The 20,810-nt window shown below is 69.7% G+C and carries 16 protein-coding genes; 7 read left to right on the forward strand and 9 right to left on the reverse strand.

Annotated features, from left to right (window positions below):
• The 7 genes from MEBOL_RS27620 to MEBOL_RS27650 form a co-directional block, all read right to left on the reverse strand.
• Window positions 1-1,656 carry a bifunctional metallophosphatase/5'-nucleotidase gene (locus MEBOL_RS27620; protein ID WP_095980254.1) on the reverse strand — a complete coding sequence of 552 codons (1,656 nt, stop codon included), beginning with the start codon at window positions 1,654-1,656 and terminating at the stop codon, window positions 1-3.
• Window positions 1,657-1,867: 211 nt separating this feature from the next.
• Window positions 1,868-2,614: an MBL fold metallo-hydrolase gene (locus MEBOL_RS27625; protein ID WP_095980255.1), complete on the reverse strand. Its 747-nt coding sequence runs from the start codon at window positions 2,612-2,614 to the stop codon at window positions 1,868-1,870.
• Window positions 2,611-3,114 (reverse strand): pantetheine-phosphate adenylyltransferase, encoded by a 504-nt coding sequence (gene coaD / locus MEBOL_RS27630; RefSeq protein WP_095980256.1) that lies wholly within the window; start codon window positions 3,112-3,114, stop codon window positions 2,611-2,613. The genes MEBOL_RS27625 and coaD overlap by 4 nt, the downstream gene beginning before the upstream one ends.
• Window positions 3,111-3,719 carry a TetR/AcrR family transcriptional regulator gene (locus MEBOL_RS27635; RefSeq protein ID WP_179956308.1) on the reverse strand — a complete coding sequence of 203 codons (609 nt, stop codon included), beginning with the start codon at window positions 3,717-3,719 and terminating at the stop codon, window positions 3,111-3,113. Before MEBOL_RS27635 ends, coaD begins: the two co-directional genes overlap by 4 nt.
• A gap of 73 nt (window positions 3,720-3,792) precedes the next feature.
• On the reverse strand, window positions 3,793-4,758 hold the full coding sequence (locus tag MEBOL_RS27640; RefSeq protein WP_095980257.1) for a catalase: 966 nt from the start codon (window positions 4,756-4,758) through the stop codon (window positions 3,793-3,795).
• A gap of 103 nt (window positions 4,759-4,861) precedes the next feature.
• Window positions 4,862-5,380: an adenine phosphoribosyltransferase gene (locus MEBOL_RS27645; protein WP_245920151.1), complete on the reverse strand. Its 519-nt coding sequence runs from the start codon at window positions 5,378-5,380 to the stop codon at window positions 4,862-4,864.
• A gap of 41 nt (window positions 5,381-5,421) precedes the next feature.
• Window positions 5,422-6,408, reverse strand: a complete 987-nt coding sequence (locus MEBOL_RS27650) for a 2-hydroxyacid dehydrogenase (protein ID WP_095980259.1) — start codon at window positions 6,406-6,408, stop codon at window positions 5,422-5,424.
• 156 nt (window positions 6,409-6,564) lie between these two features.
• On the opposite strand from MEBOL_RS27650, the gene MEBOL_RS27655 reads away from it, so the two are divergent.
• From MEBOL_RS27655 to MEBOL_RS27670, 4 genes are all read left to right on the forward strand, one after another.
• Window positions 6,565-9,852: a DEAD/DEAH box helicase gene (locus tag MEBOL_RS27655; protein ID WP_095980260.1), complete on the forward strand. Its 3,288-nt coding sequence runs from the start codon at window positions 6,565-6,567 to the stop codon at window positions 9,850-9,852.
• A gap of 158 nt (window positions 9,853-10,010) precedes the next feature.
• The gene (recN, locus tag MEBOL_RS27660) at window positions 10,011-11,750 is read left to right on the forward strand and encodes a DNA repair protein RecN (RefSeq protein WP_095980261.1); all 1,740 of its coding nucleotides are present in this window, start codon (window positions 10,011-10,013) and stop codon (window positions 11,748-11,750) included.
• Window positions 11,751-11,844: 94 nt separating this feature from the next.
• Window positions 11,845-12,606: a Stp1/IreP family PP2C-type Ser/Thr phosphatase gene (locus MEBOL_RS27665; protein WP_179956309.1), complete on the forward strand. Its 762-nt coding sequence runs from the start codon at window positions 11,845-11,847 to the stop codon at window positions 12,604-12,606.
• A 272-nt stretch (window positions 12,607-12,878) separates the two neighbouring features.
• Window positions 12,879-13,772, forward strand: coding sequence for a M23 family metallopeptidase (locus MEBOL_RS27670; RefSeq protein WP_095983044.1), 894 nt, complete (start codon window positions 12,879-12,881; stop codon window positions 13,770-13,772).
• A gap of 72 nt (window positions 13,773-13,844) precedes the next feature.
• Here MEBOL_RS27670 and MEBOL_RS27675 read toward each other — a convergent pair whose 3' ends face one another.
• A complete protein-coding gene (locus MEBOL_RS27675; protein WP_095980263.1) occupies window positions 13,845-14,534 on the reverse strand; it encodes a diguanylate cyclase domain-containing protein in 690 nt (229 codons plus the stop codon).
• A 26-nt stretch (window positions 14,535-14,560) separates the two neighbouring features.
• The gene (rlmM, locus tag MEBOL_RS27680) at window positions 14,561-15,433 is read right to left on the reverse strand and encodes a 23S rRNA (cytidine(2498)-2'-O)-methyltransferase RlmM (RefSeq protein ID WP_245918902.1); all 873 of its coding nucleotides are present in this window, start codon (window positions 15,431-15,433) and stop codon (window positions 14,561-14,563) included.
• Between the two features lie 476 nt (window positions 15,434-15,909).
• Here rlmM and secA point away from each other — a divergent pair, with 476 nt between their 5' ends.
• The 3 genes from secA (at window position 15,910) to tsf (ending at window position 20,771) form a co-directional block, all read left to right on the forward strand.
• Window positions 15,910-18,744, forward strand: a complete 2,835-nt coding sequence (gene secA, locus MEBOL_RS27685; RefSeq protein WP_095980264.1) for a preprotein translocase subunit SecA — start codon at window positions 15,910-15,912, stop codon at window positions 18,742-18,744.
• 249 nt (window positions 18,745-18,993) lie between these two features.
• Window positions 18,994-19,959, forward strand: a complete 966-nt coding sequence (gene rpsB, locus MEBOL_RS27690) for a 30S ribosomal protein S2 (protein ID WP_095980265.1) — start codon at window positions 18,994-18,996, stop codon at window positions 19,957-19,959.
• Window positions 19,960-20,117: 158 nt separating this feature from the next.
• Window positions 20,118-20,771, forward strand: a complete 654-nt coding sequence (gene tsf / locus MEBOL_RS27695; protein WP_095980266.1) for a translation elongation factor Ts — start codon at window positions 20,118-20,120, stop codon at window positions 20,769-20,771.
• The last annotated feature ends 39 nt before the right edge of the window (window positions 20,772-20,810 follow it).

A 20,810-nucleotide genomic window follows, 5' to 3' on the forward strand; every position in this document is an offset into this window, starting at 1 on the left:
TCAGTGCGAGGCCTGGGCGGGCATCGTGGGGCAGTCGAGGATCCCGTCGTTGTTCGTCGTCAGGTCGGGCGTGCCCGCGTGCAGCCGCTCGATGCGGCCGTCCGTGGTCACGTCGATGGGACGGGCCGCGAAGGCCGAGCGCAGCACGTCCTGCGTGGTGGGCCCCTGCTTGGGCCGCAGGCGGTACTTCGCGCCCTTGAACATGGTGTACCCGTCGCCGCCGCCGGACAGGAACGAGTTGGTGGCGAGCGTGTACGTGCGATGGAAATCCAACGGCTCGCCATTCACGCGCACGCGGAGGATCCGCTCCCCCGAGGGACGGCACACGTCGAAGGCGTAGGAGATGCCGGAGACCTGGGGGAAGCGGCCGGGACCCGCCTCCTCGGCGCTGCGGCTGACGCCGTTCTCGAGCGCCTGCTGGAGCACCGCGCCCGTCACCTCGATGCTCACCACCGAGTCGGGGAAGGGGTGGATGGCCAGCACGTCCCGGCGGGTGAGGGGACCGGGCCTCATCACCGAGTCCGAGCGGATGGCGCCTCCATTGATGAGGGCCACCTCCGCCCCGGCCGCCTGGCGGTAGGCGTCCGCGATGAAGGAGCCCAGGTTCGTCTCCTGGGTGCGGTTGTTGTCCTCGATGGCGTCCAGCGGCACGTGGGTGCGGCCCACGGGCTCGGACAGCTCGGCCATCATCGCGTCGTAGGGCCGCATGGCGGAGGCGAAGGCCGCGTCCTCGGGGACGTCGGGCGTCACGGGCGTCACGTCGAAGTCCATGCTCTTGAGCTTGCCGCTCCGGGTGCCCACGTGCAGGGTGACCCGGCCGAGCTCCCGCGCCTCGGAGGACATCTTCACGATGGGGGTGCCGTTGGACACCGCCTGCATCAGGATGTGCTCGTGGCCACCGATGATGAGATCGATGGGCGCGCAGCGGGCGAGCACCTTGTCCTCGGCGACGAACAGGTGCGTGAGCCCGATGATGACCTGGGCGCCCTGGGCCTTCATCTGCGGCACCAGCTCGCGCGCCTTCTGGCACGTGTCGGTGAAGTACACGTTGGGGCCGGGCTTGGAGCTGTACTTCGTCTTGCCCAGCAGCACGCCGAAGATGCCCACCTTCACGCCGCCCACCTCGCGGATGACGAAGGGCGGCGTGTCCCCGAAGGGCCGGCGCGTCTCCTTGTCCATGACGTTGGCGCCCAGCCACGTGAAGCGCGACTCCTTGATGCGCTGGCGCAGCACGTCCGGCCCGAAGTCGAACTCGTGGTTGCCGAGCACCGCGAAGTCCACGCCCAGCGCGTTCCACGCATCGATCATCTGCTTGCCCTTGTGGACGGTGGACTCCACCGAGGGCCCCAGCGTGTCACCGGCCATGAGGAACAGCGTGTTGGGCGACTCGGCCAGGATCTTCTTGCGCAGCGTGGACAGCCGCGCCAGGCCGCCCCGGGCCCCGAAGTCCACCGGCGTGAACTGGTACACGTCGTTGACGTGCAGCAGCGTGAGGGTGACGGTGGGCTCGTCATCCTCCGCGGATTCGGAGTCCGCGTTCGCCGAGGCCGATGCGGTGGACGTGGACGTGCTTCCCGTCAGGACGGCGCAGCCCCCCAGGAACAGGGCGGCCAGGAACGGGGCGAGGTGACTGAGGGAGCGGAACGGAGAGGACATGAGCGGTTCGTCGAGGTGGCGAATCTTTCATGTCCCGCGCGCCCGTGCATCCTCGCTCGCGTTCTTTGGCTGACGCGGCGTGCCGCCGGGGCTTCCCCTCTCGCTCCCCGAGGTGGCGGCGCGCTCGCGGGGCATGGGGCGTTCCCACACCCGAAGTCCTGGCGGTGTGCGCTGGGGGAAGCGGGAAGGCCCGGAAGAGCGGGCGGCTCGTTCACACTTCGTAACGGCGGCCCTGGACGAGCGGTTCGATGTGGCTCGCCCCGACGTCGAACGCATCCGGGTAGTGGATGAGCCGCATCTTCGCCCGCGTGGCCGAGGGCAGGGCGGCGAGCTTCTCGTAGGGCGTGTGCACCCCGTGGTTCGTCTCGTGCACCACGAGATCCGCCTCGGACAGCCAGGCGATGAGGCCCTCGTCGTAGGCGGTGTCCGCGCTGTAGCCCAGGCATCGGCCTCCGGCGCGGATGCGCAGGGCGGTGGTGGGCACGTGGTGGTAGGTGCGGCGGCACTCGATGGAGAACGGGCCGAAGCGCACGGCCGTCTCGGTGGAGAGGGCGAGGGGCTCGAAGTAATCGTCCAGGCCATGGCGCTGGGGCTCTCCGCCCGGGGTGCGGATGAGGTCCTCCATGCCCGCCGCGAGGTGGCCCTCCCACAACCGCTCCGTCACTCGCGGATGGGCGAGCAGCCGCAGCTTGCGCTTGAGGACGAAGAAGGAGAAGTAGCCGAGCCCTTCCACGCCCGAGCTGTGGTCGGCGTGCAGGTGGGTGAGCACGAGTCCCGACACCCGGTCCGCGTCGAGCGGCACTCCGGAGGAGAGGCTGGCCTCGCGCATCATCTTGCGGATGGGGTGCGGGCAGTCCACGAGCAGCACCTGCCCCTCCGCTTCGAGCGCCAGGCACGAGGAGTAGTACAGGGCGGAGAAGGCATCGCCCACGCCGAGGGTGACGAAGGACAGGCTCATCGGGAGCTCCAGGGGGAGGGAGACGGCGGGAGGCGTTGGCGCAGTCGCGCCACCACGGCGGGAGGGCAGAAGTCCGACACGTCCTCGCCGCGCGCCAGCTTTTCCTTGAGCCGGCTGCTGCTCACCTCGGCGAGGTGGGACTCGGCGGGCAGGAAGAGCGTGGACAGCTCGGGGGCGAGCGCGCGGTTGGCCTGAGCGAGCGTCGTCTCGAACTGGGCATCCGTGGCGCCGCGCACCCCGCGCAGGAGCACGCTCGCGCCGATGCGGCGCGCGTACTCCACGATGAGTCCGTCGGTGCTGGCCACGGTGACGTTGGGGTGGTGCGCCACCACCTCGCGCAGCAGCTCCACGCGCTCGGCCACCGTGAGCAGCGTGTGCTTGTCGGGATTGACGGCCACCACCACCACGACATGGCCGAAGAGGCGCGCCGCCTGGCGGAGGATAGACAGGTGCCCGGCGGTCACCGGATCGAAGCTGCCCGCGTAGACGGCGATGGTCATGACGTCCCCTCCGAGGCGGGCTCCGCGTCGAGCAGGCCCGCGGCCATGCGTTTCACCGTGCTCGAGGCGCTGCCCGCCGGAATCAGCTCCGGCGACGCCGCCGCGAGCACGAAGTAGCCCTGCACCGCGGCGAAGAGGCCCGCCGCCACCGCCCGTGCCCGCCGCCGCCCGATGACCGCGCCGACCAGCTCCTCCAACTGGGCCAGATCCGCGCGCACCACCTTCTCGTAGGCCGCGCGGACCTCGGGCTGGCGCACCGCCTCCGCGCTGATGGTCACCCAGGCCGCCACCGCGTCCGGGTCCGCGTCCTCTCCCGTGGCGAGGAAGGCATCGAGGAAGGCATCCACCTGGGCCCGCGCTCCCCCCTTGCTTCGCTCCAGCCTCGCGCGCACCCGCTCCCCGCTGCGCGCCGCCAGTTGCTCCACCAGCGCCAGCAGCACCTCCTGCTTCTGCGTGAAGTGGTAGTGCACCAGCCCCGGGCTGAGCCCCGCCGCCTTGGCGATCTCCGCGATGGATGCCCGCTCATAGCCCCGCTCGGCCATGACGCTCAGCAGCCCCTGGACGATCTGCTGACGCCGCTCCTCCGTGTTCGATGGACGGGCCACCCGGGCTCCTTCGTAAGTTGGTTGAACAACTTATAAACCCGGGGAAGGGCGCCGTCAACCGGCACCCCGGGGGCTACTGGCGCAGGTCGGCCGGCTTGGGCTCGGGCTTCGTCTCGTGGGAGCGGCGCAGGTGGGACTCGCGGTACACCTTCGCGCGGAAGTGGAGGATGGGGTCGTCGGACAGCTCGATGCCGGGCACGACGCCCGCGGGGTCGAAGACGAACAGCTCCGACTCGCGCTGATCCTCGTACGGGCGCTCGAGCACCAGCGTGCCCGCCGTCACCAGGGGCCGGTCCTCGGGCCAGGCCCGGGTGGCGTCATCGGTCGGGTCTCCCGGCTGGGCCATCTGGAACTGGAGCGTCCATTCCACGCGCTCGCGAGCGACACGCGCGTGGATTTCATCGAGCAGGTACTGGCTGGGCATCGACGCGGCCTGGGCCTCGCTCAGGGGGTGGGCGCCCGCCCGGGGAGTCCAACGGTAGCGGATCGTCCGGCGCTGCCCGGCGGCGTCGCGCAGGTGGTAGGCATGGATGCCGTTGAAGCGCTCATGGGCGAAGCTGGGCGTGGGCTTGAGGGCGAAGACGCCCTTGAGGCCGCGGATCGCCCCCAGGTGCTTCACCAGGTGGCCCAGCACGCGCAGCAGCTTGGGTTTGCGCTGGGGGCCCTCGGGACGCTGCGCGGTGGTGAGCTGGATGAATTCCTCGGGCGTGCGGGCGAGGAACACGGGGATGTTGGCGGCGGCCCACGTCGCGTGTCCGCCCGAGGGCAGCTCGAAGCGCACCGCGAGCCCCAGCACCTTGCCCACCCGGTCGTTCACCCGGTCCGGGGCGTGAGGGCTGCCCGAGGCGTTCGACAGCCGCACGAGCGTGTGGAGGGGGCCGCCTTGGAAGTGCTCGGCCGTCGTCAGGGCGCGCGCCTCGGCCGAGGGGGTGAACGTGGCGTGGAACACGAGCCCCCGGGGGTGGGCCCGGCGGTAGCCCTTCTCCGTGCCGGTGTAGGCCTCCATGACATGAACGGCTTCTTGAACGGGCTCGGACATCGTGAAGCATCCTCTCGTGGAAATGACACGGTGCGCCATGTCGTGCGCCGGGCAGATAGCAGAGGGCGCGCGGGGGGTCGAGGGGAGAGGGTGTTCATGCGCGTCAGTAGGACAGCAGGGCGCAGACCTTGTCGGCGCCGAGCCGTTGGCGTCCCGGCAGGAAGTCGAGCGAGATGAGGAAGCTGAAGCCCACGACCTGGGCGCCCAACTGGGTCACCAGCCGCGAGGCCGCCTGCGCCGTGCCGCCCGTGGCCAGCAGGTCATCCACGATGAGCACCCGGTCTTCCGGACCCATGGCGTCCTCGTGAATCTGCAATCCGTCCTCGCCGTACTCGAGGGCGTAGCGTTCGGTGCGCGTGCGCCAGGGCAGTTTCCCGGGCTTGCGTGCCGGGACGAAGCCCGCGTGGAGTGCCATGGCGATGGGCGCGCCGAGCAGGAAGCCGCGAGCCTCCACGCCCACCACGCGGTGGATGCGCTGGCCCTGGAAGGGCGCCGCCATCGCGTCCACCACCCGCCGGAACAGGTGGGGGTCCGCGAGCACGGGCGTCACGTCCTTGAAGAGGATGCCGGGCTTGGGGAAGTCCGGCACGTCCCGAAGACGCGCCTTCACGTCCTCGCGCAGCGAGGCGTCCTGACCGGCGATGAAGGGAGTGGGGGTGTGGCTCATGCGAAGAGCTCCGGGTTGACGCAGTGGGGAGGGCGGCGACCCTCCAGCGCGGCGAGGAGGTTGTCCACCGCCATGGAGGCCATGCGGCCCCGGGTGGTGTGGCTGGCGCTCGCGATGTGGGGGGCGAGCAGCACGCGGGGCAGGCGCAAGAGGGGGCTGTCCAGGGGCAGGGGCTCGGGGTCCGTCACGTCCAGCGCGGCGCCCCCCAGGTGCCCGCTCGCCAACGCGTCCACGAGCGCCGCCTGGTCCACCACCTGACCCCGGGAGGTGTTCACCAGCAGGGCGCCGGGCTTCATGGCGGCGAACTCCGCCCGGCCCAGCCAATGCCGGGTGCCCTCGTTGAGCGGCACGTGCAGCGAGATGAAATCCGACTCGGTCAGCAGCCGCCCCTTGTCCACGCGCACGAGGCCCAGCGCCGCCTCCAGGTCCGGCCGGGCCCGGCGGCTGACGTACAGCACTCGCATGCCGAAGCCGCGCGCGCGCCGGGCCACCGCCACGCCAATGGCGCCCAGGCCCACCAGTCCCAGCGTGGCCCCGTGCAGGTCCGTGCCCAGCAGCAGGCTCGGATCCCAGGTGCGCCAGTGGCCGGCCCGCACGTACGCGTCTGCCTCGGCCACCCGCCGCGCCAGCCCCATGAGCAGGGCGAAGGCGAAGTCCGCCGTCGTCTCCGTGAGCACCCCGGGCGTGTTGCCCACCGGAATGCGCCGGGCGGTGCAGGCCGCCACGTCGATGTTGTCGTGGCCCACCGCCACGTTGCTGACGGCTCGCAGGTGGGGCGCCTGGGCGAGCAGGTCCTCATCTACCCGGTCGGTCAGCAGGGTGATGAGTCCATCGGCCTCCCGGGCCTCGGCCAGGAGCGTGTCCCGGGGAGGAGGCAGGGCGTCGGGCCATACACGCAGTGCGGCCCTGGCGGCCAGGCGATCGAGGGCATCTCCGGGGAGTCGTCGCGTGACGAAGACGCGGGGGGGGCGGAAGCGTTCCATCTCGACCCCCCATGCTCGCACACGCCGCGCGGGGGCGGGGAAGGCCGGGAAACATCCTCTGGCCATCGCCCCGCGCATTTCCCGCGACGCAAGCGGCCCCGACTGTGGTAATCGAATGGATTCCCCTCGCCCCCGGGGGGAAGGGACTTACTGAACGTGCCTTCCATCGCCGATACACGAGACGCTTCCCCCCCGATTGATGGCCAGTGGCTGCGCGCCCTCAAGACGGAGGTCCAGCCCGTCACCTTCAAGAAAGGCCGCGAGGTCGCGGAATCCCGCCGCGTCTTCGGCCTGAACCGGGACGGAGATCGCATCCGCGCCCAGGTGGCCAGCGGCGCCTCGCCCGAGGTGCGCTACGAGGTCACCCTCGACGTGGGAGACGGCAAGCCCATCTCCAAATGCACCTGTCGCGCGTGGAACGTCCAGGGGCCGCATTGCGAGCACGTGGTGGCCGCGGCGCTCATCTTCGCCGCCCGGTTGCGCGCCTCGATGAACGCCGCCGCCGCGTCCGCCGCGCCTCCGGCTCCGGTCACCGCCGTGTCCACGCCCGCGCCCGCGCCGACCTTCCCGGAGGACGAGGTGGACGCGCACGCCGATGAGTCCATGCCCATGGAGGAGGTTCCTCCCGGGGACGCGGTGAGCCTGCCCGCGCTCGCGAAGGTGGAGAGCTGGCTCGGCCTGTCCGCCCTGCCGGACTACGAATTCCTCTACCGGCTCACCCCGTCCAACACGGGCCCTGGCGGCCGGCACTGGCTGGTGGACGTGCGCCGCCAGGACGCGCAGATGAAGGGGCCGGTGCACATCAAGCGCATGCTCCAGGCGGGCCTGCGCATCGCCCCGGCCGATGAGCGCATCTTCATCCTGCTGGCCAAGCACGAGCAGCGCTATGACTCGCGCATCGTCCTGTCCGACGAGGACCTGTGCGAGGTGCTCGAGTTCCTGCGTCCGCGCCGCGTCATCTACCGCGGCACCGCGCTCCTCTTCTCCAGCGACCCGGTCCGTCCGCAGATCCACCTCGAGTCGCGCCAGGACGGCGCCACGGCGCGTCTGGAGCTGCTCATGCCGGATGGCACGAGCCTGTCGCTCAAGGACGCGATCCTGCTCGCGGGCATGCGCACCTACGTCATCTCCGGACAGAACCTGCTGCCGGTGGAGCCGGATCTGCCGCCGCGGCTGGTGCGCAAGTGGCTGCTCGAGCCCACCATGTCCTTTCCGGCGGGGCAGCTGGACCGGGTGCTCACCTTCTTCGCCGCCCACCTGCCGCGCTTCCAGATGCAGCTCAAGGCGGACGACATCGACGTGGACGAGTCCGTCGAGCCGCGCTTCCTGCTCACGTTGGAGGGGGCCTCCGAGCGCGTGAAGGTGCAGCTCGCCGCGCGCTACGGACAGACGACCGTGGCGGTGTCCCCCACGGCCTCGCACCTGGGCTACGCGAGCGGCGTGGGCAGCGAGGGGCGCAAGCTGTACCGGCGCCGCGAGGAGGAGGAGCGCGCCGCGGGCAAGCGCCTGCAGGACCTGGGACTGCGCTACGATCCGCACACCCATGCCTACGACGCGAGCGGGGATGGGGCCATCGAGTTCTGGGCGCGCGGGCTCGCGTCGCTGCCGGAGGAGTGGGAGCGCTTCGGCGTGCAGGCCCCCAAGGTGCGCCTGCGTCCCAAGCTCCGGCCGCGCATCCGCGTGGGCATGAGCGGGGTGAGCTGGTTCGAGCTGGACGCCGAGTTCATCACCGATGACCAGGCGGTGGACCTGGGCGCGGTGCGCATGTGGCTCGACTCGGGCCGGCGCTTCGTGCCGCTCAAGGACGGCACCTACGCCGAGGCGGACCTGGCGGAACTCAAGCGCGCCGCGGACCTGCTGGAGGAGGCCGGCGCGCTGCCGGGCCGCACCCGGACGCGCCTGCCGCTGCACCAGGCCGTCGCGTTGGACCTGCTCGTGGAGCTGGGTGACTACACCGAGGTGGAGACCAAGGCGCGCAAGGCCATGTCGGAGCTGCGCGACACCAACGGCGTGCCCAAGGTGGCCCTGCCCGAGGGCCTCAACGCCACCCTGCGCCACTACCAGGAGTCGGGCCTCGCGTGGTTGTGGTTCCTGCACCGCCACGGCCTGTCCGGCATCCTCGCGGACGACATGGGTCTGGGAAAGACGATCCAGTCGTTGAGCCTGTTGCGCAAGGTGGCCAACGAGGAGGGCCGCAAGCCGTCGCTCGTGGTGGCGCCCACCAGCGTGCTCGCCAACTGGGAGCGCGAGGCCGAGCGCTTCACGCCGGACCTCAAGGTCGTCGTGTGGCACGGCCAGGATCGCAAGGAGCGGGTGGAGGACCTGAAGGGCGCGGACCTGGTGCTCACCTCCTACGCGCTCGTGCGGCGCGACCTGGAGGCGCTCAGCCAGGTGGGCTTCCGCTACATCATTCTGGACGAGGCGCAGAACATCAAGAACGCGGACAGCGCCACGGCGCAGGCCTGCAAGTCGCTGCCGAGCGACACGCGGCTCGCGCTCACGGGTACGCCGCTGGAGAACCGGCTCAGCGAGTTGTGGAGCCTCTTCGACTTCCTCATGCCGGGCTTCCTAGGCAGCGCGGAGGGCTTCAGCGACCGCTTCGAGCAGCCCATCCAGGTGGCCAACGACACGGCCGTGCGTGACCGGCTGCGCCGCCGCATCCAGCCCTTCATCCTGCGCCGGCTCAAGACGGAGGTCGCCAAGGACCTTCCGCCCAAGACGGAGAGCGTGGCGTGGTGCGAGATGGAGCCCGGCCAGGCGGCGCTCTACCGCGAGGTGTTGGAGGAGAGCCGCCGCAAGGTGAACGAGTCCATCGAGAAGATGGGCTTCAAGCGGAGCCGCGTCTCCATCCTCGCCGCGCTGATGCGCCTGCGGCAGGTGTGCTGCGACCCTCGCCTGCTCAAGATGCCTCCCGGCACGCTCCTGCCGCCCAGCGCCAAGCTCGAGCGCTTCGGCCAGCTCGTGGAGGACCTGGTCGCCGAGGGCCACCGCGCGCTCGTGTTCAGCCAGTTCACGGAGATGCTGGAGCTGCTCAAGGGCGAGGCGGATCGGCGGGGCATGGGCTACCTCTACCTGGATGGCCGGACGAAGGACCGCATGGGCAAGGTGGACGAGTTCAACCGCCCCGACGGGCCTCCGCTCTTCTTCATCAGCCTCAAGGCGGGCGGCACCGGTCTCAACCTCACCGCGGCCGACTACGTCATCCATTATGATCCGTGGTGGAATCCGGCCGTGGAGGACCAGGCCACGGACCGTACGCACCGCATCGGCCAGACGCGCGCCGTCATCAGTTACAAACTGATCACCCGCGGCACGGTGGAGGAGAAGATCCTCAGCCTCCAGAAGCGCAAGAAGGAGCTGGCCGCGGGCGTGCTGGGCGCCGACAGCGACTTCGGCAAGATGCTCACCGAGCAGGACCTGGTCGATCTCTTCCAGCCGGAATAGCGCGAACGGATGGACCCCCAACGGTCGGGGTCCTCCCTCACGGCTCGTGGGTGCGAGCGAGCGCTCGGGCTCCGGGACGGAACGCTTGTGCAGTGTCAGAGGCCACTGCTAGGTTGTTCAGCTACAGGGCTGTAGCTGGATCGGCGAGGGAGAGCACCGTGCTGCTGGGTCTGCGCATTTCGAATGTGGCGGTGATCGAGGAGGTGGAGGTGGCGTTCGGGGCCGGGCTGACCGTGCTCACGGGCGAGACGGGGGCGGGTAAATCCATCCTGGTGGATTCGCTCGGGCTGCTCCTGGGGGGTCGGGCGGACGCGGACGCCATCCGCGCGGGCTGTGAGGAAGCCTCGGTGGAGGGCGTCTTCGAGCGCACTCCCGTGCTGGGCGCGCGGCTGGAGGAGCTGGGCCTGCCGGACCTGGGCGACGAGGTGCTGGTGCGCCGGGTGGTGGGGCGCAGCGGCCGGGCGAAGGCCTACATCAATGGTTCCCTGGTGACGGTGGGCGTGCTGGCGCGCTTCATGCGCGGCGCGGTGGACATCGCCGGCCAGCACGAGCACGTGAGCCTCTTCGACGCGGGACTGCACCGGGTGCTGCTCGACCGGTACGGCCAGTTGGAGCAGCAGCTCGCCACCTATATGTGTGACTACGCGGCCGTGGCCGACGTGGTCGAGCGCATGGAAGCGCTGGGGGGGGACGAGAACCGGCTGCGCGAGCGTGCCGAGTTCCTGCGCTTCCAGTTGGACGAAATCACGAAGCTGGAGCCGGAGCCGGGCGAGGACGTGCGGCTGGATGCCGAGCGCAAGCGGCTGGCGGGCTCGGAGAAGCTCAAGCGGCAGGGCGCCGAGGCGGAGCTGTTGCTCGGGGGCGAGGAGTCGAGCGCCGTGGAGACGGTGGGCCGGGCGTTGGGGCTGGTGAACGAGGCGGCCCGGACGGACGCCACGCTGGCGCCGGTGGCCCAGTCGCTGGGCGCGGCCCTGTCGGAGCTGGAGGAGGCGCAGCGGCGGCTCAACCGGTACGTGGAGGGCCTGGAGTCGGACCCCGCGCGGCTGGGCGAGGTGGAGGACCGGTTGGACGCGCTCAAGCGTCTGTGCCGCAAGCACGCCACCACCCTGGACGGCGTGCTGCAGAAGCGCGACGCGCTGGAGACGGAGCTGTCCACGCTGGACAACCGCCAGGAGGTGCTGGAGGAGCTGGCGCGCGAGCGCAAGAGCGCCGAGGACCGGGCGCGCCGCAGTGGCGAGGCCCTGTCGCGGGCGCGCATCGCGTGCGCGGGGACGTTTGGCACCCAGGTGCGCGAGGGGCTGGGGATGCTGGCCCTGGGCAAGGCGGCCTTCGAGGTGCGGGTGACGCCGGGCCTCCAGCTCAAGGCCGAGGGCCTGGACGAGGTGGAGTTCTTCTTCAGCGCCAACCCGGGCGAGCCTTCCCGCTCGCTGGCGAAGGTGGCCTCGGGCGGTGAGGCGTCGCGCCTGCTCTTGGCCCTCAAGCGCGCGCTCGCGGACAGTGACGGCTGTGGCTGCTACATCCTGGACGAGGCGGACGCGGGGGTGAGTGGGGCCATCGCGGACGTGGTGGGCCGGATGATCAAGGACGTGAGCGGCCACCGTCAGGTGCTGTGCATCACCCACCTGCCGCAGGTGGCGGCCTACTCGGATGCCCACCTGCTCATCCGCAAGGGGCTCAAGGGGGAGCGCACGGTGTCGGAGGTGGTCGCCCTGGACGCGGGGGCCGAGCGCACCCAGGAGCTGGCGCGGATGATGTCCGGCGTGGAGGTGACGCGCGAGGCGCTGGGAGCGGCCGAGGCCCTGGTCCGCTCGGCCTCGCGGGCCTCCGGACCCCCCCGGACAAGGCGCGAGCCGGCCCCGGAAGGGGGGGCCCGTGGACGGCTCCGCCGCAGCGCGTAGCAGAGAGTGTGCAACGGCTCCTTGCTTCTGCCACGAGCGCTCACATAGCATCCCGTTCGTGTCCAGAACCGCAGGGCAGACCGCGGCTCCCCGCATGAAGGTCGTCTCGGCCGGCCTCACGGATGTGGGGCGTAAGCGCAATCATAATGAGGACAGCTTCCTGATCGACGACGAGCTCCAGCTCTACGTCGTGGCGGATGGTATGGGTGGCCATGCTGGAGGCGGTACCGCCTCGCGCATCGCCGTCGAGACCATCGACAAGGAGCTAAGACGGGCCCGGGAGGGTCGGGACAACCCGTTCGTCACCAGCCCCAACCTGCAGGACTCGCTCCTGCCGGATGCCTTGCGCACGGCGGTGGAGAGGGCGTGTCTCGCCATCTTCACCACCGCGCAGGAGGATCCGCGCCTGTCGGGCATGGGCACCACGGTCATCTCGCTCGTCGTGCGGGACAACCACGCGTTCTTCGCGCACGTGGGTGACAGCCGGGCCTACCTCGTCCGGGGCCCCCTCATCCAGCAGGTCTCCGAGGACCACTCCCTGGTCAACGAGCAGATCAAGGCCGGGATGATCACCCCCGAGGAAGCCAAGCACTCGCGCTACAAGAACATCATCACGCGCTCCGTGGGCTTCGAGGAGGAAGTCCAGGTGGATGTGATGGGGGTCGTGGCCGAGCCAGGAGACGTCTTCCTGCTGTGCTCGGACGGTCTCGCCAACATGGTGGAGGACCGCGAACTGCACGAGGTGGTGCAGGGCACCGCTGTCCTGGCGGAGGTGCCCAAGCGCCTCATCGACCTGGCGAACGAGCGCGGGGGTGATGACAACATCACCGCCATCGTCGTGCAGATGTCGACCTGAGCGACGGCCGCGCCGAGCGGACACCTGGAATCGTTCCACGAGGCTGTAAGTGGAGCGGCGCCTGGGCGTCTCCCGGCTTGACACCCCAAGAAAGCGGGTGCTAGCTGCCCAAAGGATTCACGTGCCTCTCGGGGCACGGACGATGATGGACCGGGTGGTGGGGCTGGGGTGGTGGAAACGCAGGTGGGGATGGCCCCCCCGGTTCGCCCGCCGAAGTGGCGGAGCGCACAGAGGAGTTGGCATTGGCGAAGGCGAAAAAGTCCTACACCCTGATGGTGATCGCGGACCACAACGCACCGGTCCGGCGTTTCAACATCTCGAAGATGCTCATGCTGCAGGTGGGCGCGGGGGTGTTCTTGCTGGTGGGCCTCGCGCTGGGTGCCTCGTTGCATTACTTCCAGGTGGCCCGGGACGCGGCGGAGAACCGCATCCTTCGCGAGGAGAACCTGACGCTGCGCACGCAGCTCAAGTCGGTGCGCGAGCGCATCGAGCACATCGGGTCCACCCTGGACCGGGTGGAGCGTTTCGATCAGAAGCTGCGCGCCATCACCTTGCTGTCGGATCCCCAGCGCAACCTGGCCATGGGTCCGGTGGAGCGCGAGCCCGGGGTGGGCGCGCCCGTGGCGGAGACGCAGTTCACGGAGTTGACGACCCTCGAGTCGCCCAAGGCGCTGCCGGGCAAGCTGGATCGGCTGAGCGCCGAGGCCACCCGCCAGGAGCAGAGCCTGCAGGAGCTGCAGGCCTACTTCCAGGACCAGAAGTCGCTGCTGGCCTCCACGCCGTCCGTGTGGCCCACGCGCGGCTGGGTGACGAGTGACTTCGGTCAGCGGCTCGACCCCTACACCGCGGAGCGGGTGGGGCACTCCGGCATGGACATCGCGGCCCCGCACGGCAAGGAAGTCAGCGCGCCCTCGGATGGCACGGTGGTGTTCTCGGGGCTCGAGGGCGGCTACGGCAACGTGATCGTCATCGACCACGGCTACGGCATCAAGACGCGCTTCGGCCACCTGTCCAAGCTGCTGGTGAAGGCGGGAGACAAGGTGAAGCGCGGCATGTTGATCGCCAACGTGGGCAACACCGGCCGCTCCACGGGTCCGCACCTGCACTACGAAGTGCGCGTCAACGGCATCCCGCAGAATCCGCGCAAGTTCATCCTCGAGGAATAGTCCGCCGCGAGCCCACGCTCGCCGGGGAAGGAGCAAGGGGTGGGGGCCGATGGCCCTCGCCCCTTTCGCGTTTCAAGGGTCGGCCTTCTCGGGGATGAAGCCCCCGAGCCGCAGCCGCCGGTGCTGGAGTCCTCCGGCCAGTCCCCGCTCTTGGAGGGTGTAGGCCCGCATGAGCTCGCCCCACACGAGCGGTCCCAGCACCTGCCAGTGGGTGGGCTCCTCGATGGTGAGTTCCAGCAGCGCGAGGGTGAAGCCGGGAACGTCGGCGCCCTCGGGCAGCGCCGCGCGGACCTCGTGCGCGAGCCGGGCCCGGGCGGACTCGCGCATCTCTTCCGACACCGAGAGCCCGGAGGAGGGGACCAGGAGCACGGCGAAGTTGTCGCCCTGCAGGCGCACCACCCGGGCGTCCGGCCACTGGGCCCGGAGCGCGGACACCACGCTCTTGAGCAGCGCGTCGCCCACGGCGAAGCCGTGCTGGACGTTGACGTGGATCATCCCCTTCACGTCCACGATGAGCGCGCCCACCGTCCAGCCCGCGTGGTGGGCATGGGTGGAGAGGTCGAATTCCTCCTTGAGGAGCGTGCCCTGGGTGAGCGCGCGAAAGGACAGGGCGCCCGTGGCATCGGGCACGCCCCGGCGTGCGTGTTCCTCGTCGAGCAGACGCTGGAGCGCGTCCCGGACGGGATCCGCCGCGTGGCGCGCGGCGTGAGGGTGGAGCGTCACCAGCGCGGTGGCGAGGGCATCATCGATGGCGTAGGGCATGGTCGCTTTCTCGTGGGGGAGGGCGCTCACAGGCTCCGGTGCGCGGTGACGGTGACCTCGTCCCGGTCATGGTAGAGCTGGCGCATGGTGAGCCCCTGCCAGCCGCCTTCCTCGGTGAGGATGTGGCGCACGCGCAGGAGCAGGGGATTCTTGTCCTTCATGGGCAGCTTGATGTTGGCCACCAGGTGGGTGGCCCAGCCGCGCCGGCCCCACTTGGCGAGCAACTGCGCCACCTCGAGCGGCCGCCAGGCCATGTCGCAGCACAGCCAGTCCACGGGCTCCTCCGGGGTGTAGGCGAAGGCGCTCTCCTGCACGTGCTCCACGCGGGGTTGCTGGGTCAGCTCGGGCATCAGCTTCGCGGGGTCCACGGCGATGACGCGGGCGCCGCGCGCCACCAGCCGCTGCGTCCAGCCTCCGGGCGCCGCGCCCAGGTCCACGCACACCTCGCCCCGGCCGGGCTCGTAGGGGAGGTTGACGAGGGCTTCCTCCAGCTTCATGGCCGCGCGGGAGGGCGAGTCCGTCGGACGCCGCATCCGTTGCCGGCCACCCGGGGAGAGGGACAGGGCCTCCCGGGCGGGCACTTCGCCCACGATGACGCCACCGGGGGCCACGCACAGCTCCACGAGCGTCGCCCCGGCCTCGCGCGCGCGCCACGTCTCCTCCAGCAGCCGGTCCGCGGGCAGCCGGGTCCGCACCGCCTCGAGCAGCGCGTCCGCGTCATCCGCGAGCCGGTTGCCCGCGGGGCTGTCGGGCGTGAAGGCCTGGAGCACGAGGGCTGCCTCGGGCAGGGCCGAGATGATCCGGGAGGCCACCGCCTCCGCCGTCAGGTCGAGGGTCTGGGCCGTGGGCAGGGAGGCGAGCACGCGGATGCCGGTGCGGGCGAAGACTGGAGGCTCCATGGGGCGCTCAGCGCTCTCCACCAGGACCTCGCCGAGCATCCGGGGGGAGGCGCCCGCCCAGGCCAGTTCCTCGAACAGGTGGGCCTCGAAGCCCGCCCGGCATGTCCACAGCCAGCGGCCGGGCTGGGCCGGGAGCAGCTGGGGTGGGGGGGCCGGGGCCTTGACGCGGGGAGGGAGGGGGGGGCGGCGGTGGCGGCCTGTTTCGCGGCCGGTTTGCCGCCCCGGGACGAGGGGGGACCCTTCTGGGGGCGGGGGGAGGGGCGTCGGGGAGGGCGGCGGGCGTCTTTTCGGCGGGAGGGCATTGCGTGGTCTCGGTTCCGCTTTACTGTGTCGTGCCGCTCGCGCGGCGGCCAATCAGATGGAATGACGCGGGAGAAACGCATGGTTTCCTTCCTGCATCCCACCTACACTCCAGGGATTTCCTTTCCACTCGCCACGTCCCTTCGTGGATCCTCCGGCGAGAGAGCCACAATCGCATGATCGAATGGACGCTGAAGAAGATCATCGGGACGAAGAATGAGCGCGAGCTCAAGAAGGCGATCCCGAAGGTAGGTCGCATCAACGAGCTGGAAAGCAAGATGCGGGAGCTCAAGGACGAGGACTTCCCCGCCGCGACCGCCCGCATGAAGCAGGAGGTGCAGAACGGCCGTCCGCTGGACGAGCTGCTGTTCGAGTCGTTCGCGCTCGTCCGAGAGGCCGCCCGCCGCGTCATCGGCCAGCGGCACTACGACGTGCAGATGATCGGCGGCATGTTCCTGCACCAGGGCTGCATCGCGGAAATGCGCACCGGCGAGGGCAAGACGCTCACCGCCACGCTGCCCAGCTACCTCAACGCCCTGTCTGGCCGCGGCGTGCACGTGGTGACGGTGAACGACTACCTGGCCCGGCGTGACGCCGAGCACATGGGCCGCGTGCACCACTTCCTGGGCATGACGACGGGCTGCATCCTGCACGAGCTCAACGACCGTCAGCGCCAGGAGTCCTACCGGGCGGACATCACCTACGGCCAGAACAACGAGTTCGGCTTCGACTACCTGCGCGACAACATGAAGTTCCGCCTGCAGGACTACGTCCAGCGCGAGCTGAACTTCGCCATCGTGGACGAGGTGGACTCCATCCTCATCGACGAGGCGCGCACCCCGCTCATCATCTCCGGTCCCACGGACGACACCACCGACAAGTACTACAACGTCGACAAGGTCATCCCCGGGCTCGTGCCGGACCAGGACTACATCCTGGATGAGAAGCACAAGTCGGTGTCGCTCACGGACGCGGGCATCGAGAAGGTCCAGAAGCGGCTGAGCATCGGCAACCTCTACGATCCCGCGGAGATCGAGACGCTGCACCACGTGGACCAGGCGCTGCGCGCCCACACCCTCTACCGCCGCGACCGCGACTACGTGGTGCGCGACGGCGAGGTGATGATCGTCGACGAGTTCACCGGCCGCCTCATGCCCGGCCGCCGCTGGTCGGATGGCCTCCACCAGGCCGTCGAGGCCAAGGAGGGCGTGAACATCGAGAACGAGAACCAGACGCTGGCGACCATCTCGTTCCAGAACTACTTCCGCATGTACTCCAAGCTCTCGGGCATGACCGGCACCGCCGACACCGAGGCCGAGGAGTTCGCGAAGATCTACAACCTCGAGGTCCGCGTGGTGCCGACCAACCGGCCCATGATCCGCGAGGACCTGGAGGACGTGGTCTACAAGACCGAGCGCGAGAAGTTCGAGGCGGTGTGCAAGGACCTCGAGGATTTCCACAAGAAGGGCCAGCCGGTGCTCGTGGGCACGGTGTCCATCGCCAAGAGCGAGGTGGTGGCCAGCTTCCTCAAGAAGCGGGGCATCCCCCACAACGTGCTCAACGCCAAGCAGCACGAGCGCGAGGCGGACATCATCGCGCAGGCGGGGCGCAAGGGCGCCATCACCATCTCCACCAACATGGCGGGCCGCGGCACGGACATCCTCCTGGGTGGCAACCCCGAGGTGATGGCCAAGAACGAGGTGGGCCCCGAGCCCCAGCCGCCTCCGCCCCCCGAGGACGGTCAGCCGTTGGATCTGACGGCCTTCCAGGCGGAGCTGGCCGCGCACAAGGAGCGCTACACGGAGGTGCTCGCCAAGTACAAGGCGCAGACGGCCAAGGAGCGCGAGGAAGTGGTGGCCGCCGGCGGTCTGTGCATCGTTGGCACCGAGCGTCACGAGTCGCGCCGCATCGACAACCAGCTGCGTGGCCGCGCGGGCCGCCAGGGTGATCCGGGCACGAGCCGCTTCTACCTGTCGCTCGAGGACGACCTGATGCGCATCTTCGGCTCCGAGCGCATCTCGGGGTTGATGGAGCGCCTGGGCATGGAGGAGGGCGAGGTCATCGAGCACGCGTGGCTCAGCCGCGCCATCGAGGGCGCCCAGCGGCGCGTCGAGGGACACAACTTCGACATCCGCAAGAACCTGCTCGAGTACGACGACGTGATGAACCAGCAGCGGCGCACCATCTACAAGCTGCGCCGCAAGGTGCTGGCCGCCGGTGCCGGCATCCCGCTCGTGGAGTACGACGAGGACAAGAAGACGCGCGTCAAGCTGCGCACCGAGCAGACCGTGTCGTGGGCGGACTACAAGGAGATGATCCTCGACGCCGTCGAGGACGTCATCGTGTCGCTCACGGACACCTACTGCGCCACCAACAACCCCAACACCTGGGACCTGGAGGCGCTCGCGCGCGGCGTGAAGGAGACGCTCAACCTGGAGCTGACGTTCGCTCCCACGGGCAGCCGCGAGGATCTCCAGAACGACATCTACAAGGCGGCGGAGAAGGTCATCCAGGCGCGCGAGGAGGAGTTCGGCGACGACTTCCTGCGCTTCCTCCAGGTGCGCTACCTGGTCTCCATCGACACCCTGTGGAAGGATCACCTCCTGGCCATGGATCACCTGCGTCAGGGCATCGGCCTGCGCGGCTACGGTCAGAAGGATCCCAAGCAGGAGTACAAGAAGGAGGGCTACGCGGGCTTCATGCAGATGCTCGGCGCCATCAGCTCGCAGTTCGTCAGCCAGATGATGCGGGTGCAGGCGCGCGCGGCTTCCGCCGCCGCCGAGGAGACGGCCCGGCTCGCCCGGCAGATGGCGCAGCGCCAGCGCCAGATGCAGGAAGGCCGCGCCGACGCCGAGGGCAAGCTGGCCGAGCCGGCCGAGCCCCGGGCGGCCACCCCCTCGGCCACCCGCCAGGATGCCGGGGGTCCCCGGGTCGGCCGCAATGATCCGTGCCCCTGCGGCAGCGGCAAGAAGTACAAGAAGTGCCACGGCGCGGCCGAAGCCAGCGTCTAGGCCCCGTGCGAGGACCCCATCCCCGGATTCCCCGGATTGGGTCCTCATGCATTCCCCGTTCCCGGGCGTCGTGAAGCTTGCGCCGCCGGGAGGGGTTTTGTTAGAGAAGCCGCGCCCGCGACCCGCCCCTGGTGGATCGCGGGGTTGTTGATTCAGTCAACCCACTACACACACGCGCGTGCCGGCCCTCGGTGCTCCCGTCTGGGAGACAACGGCCGGACTTTCCTCGCACGTGGAGGAAGAACCGAGATGGAAACGCAAGACACGCAGCAGCAGGCCATGGCCGCCGCCGGCGGCATCACGATGCGGCAGCTCCTGGAGGCCGGTGTTCACTTCGGCCACCAGACGAAGCGCTGGAACCCGAAGATGAAGCCCTACATCTTCGGCGCCCGCAACGGCATCTACATCATCGACCTCCAGAAGACGGTCAACCTGGCCCGCTCGGCCTTCCGCTTCGTGGCGGATCTGACGGCGCGCGGTGGCTCGGTGCTCTTCGTGGGCACCAAGAAGCAGGCCCAGGACGTCATCCAGGAAGAGGCGCGCCGCGCCGGTCAGTTCTTCGTCACCAGCCGCTGGCTCGGTGGCACGCTGACCAACTTCAAGACGATCAAGCAGGGCATCGATCGCCTCAAGGCGCTGGAGAAGATGGCCGAGGACGGCACCTTCGAGCGCCTGCCCAAGAAGGAAGTGGCCACGCTCGAGCGTGAGCGCGAGAAGCTGGAGAAGAACCTGGGCGGCATGAAGGAGATGACCAAGCTGCCCAAGTGCATCTTCGTGATCGATCCGAAGAAGGAGCAGATCGCCGTGCACGAGGCCAACCGCCTCGGCATCCCGGTCATCGGCGTGGTGGACACCAACTGCGATCCGGATGGCATCGACTTCGTCATCCCGGGCAACGACGACGCCATCCGCTCCATCAAGCTCTTCACCTCCAAGGTGGCCGAGTCCTGCATCGAGGGCGGCGCCCGCTACCGCGCCAGCGGCGCGGCGGAGCGTGACGAGGAGGAGGCCCGTGACGACCGTCGTGATCGCGACGACCGCGGCGACCGCCGGGGTCCGCGCCGCGGTGATCGTGGCGACCGCGGCGGTGAGCGCCGGGGTGGCGAGCGCGGTGGCGATCGCCGGGGTCCGCTCGTGGAGATGAAGGGCTCCGCTCCGGCCGCCGCGTCGGGTGAGGCGTCCGCCGAGGGTGGCGAGGGTTCCGCCGCCGAGTAGTGCCGCCGCGCTTTCCCTCGGGGAGGCGCGAGAAGTCCGGCCGGGCGGCGCAGGGTCGCCGCCCGGCTTTTCTGTTTTCCAGCCGTCGCAGTACCCCATTCAACCTCAATTGCCCCTCCCGGCGCCTGGCGCACGGAGCGGGCCCCTAGGAGACGAACATGGCCGAGGTCAGCGCCACGATGGTGAAGGAACTCCGCGAGAAGACCGGCGCGGGTTTGATGGATTGCAAGAAGGCGCTCGCCGAGTCCGCTGGTGACTTCGTCAAGGCCGAGGAGTGGCTGCGCAAGAAGCTCGGCTCCAAGCTGGCGGGCAAGTCTGGCCGCGTGGCCGCCGAGGGTCTGGTGGGCACCTACGTGCACGGTGGCCGTATCGGCGTGCTCGTGGAGGTCAACTGCGAGACGGACTTCGTCGCCCGCAACGCGGACTTCCAGGACCTGGTGAAGGAGGTGGCCATGCACATCGCCGCCGCCAATCCCCAGTACGTCACCCGCGAGGAAGTTCCCTCCGAGGTGCTGGAGAAGGAGAAGGAGATCCTCCGCGAGCAGCTCAAGCAGCAGGGCAAGCCCGAGGCCATGTGGGACAAGATCCTCGTGGGCAAGGTGGAGAAGTACTACGAGGGCGTGTGCCTCGTGGACCAGCTCTGGGTGAAGGACGACAAGAAGAAGATCAGCGAGATGATCTCCGACCGCGCGGGTAAGATTGGCGAGAAGGTCTCCGTGCGCCGCTTCGTCCGCTACGAGGTGGGCGCGGGCATCGAGAAGAAGAAGGATGACCTGGCCGCCGAGGTCGCCAAGACGCTGGGCCAGGCGTAAAGCCGCCGCTCCCGCGGAAGTCCGTTGAGGGGTTCATCG

It is taken from the genome of Melittangium boletus DSM 14713 (assembly GCF_002305855.1).
Taxonomy (GTDB): domain Bacteria; phylum Myxococcota; class Myxococcia; order Myxococcales; family Myxococcaceae; genus Cystobacter; species Cystobacter boletus.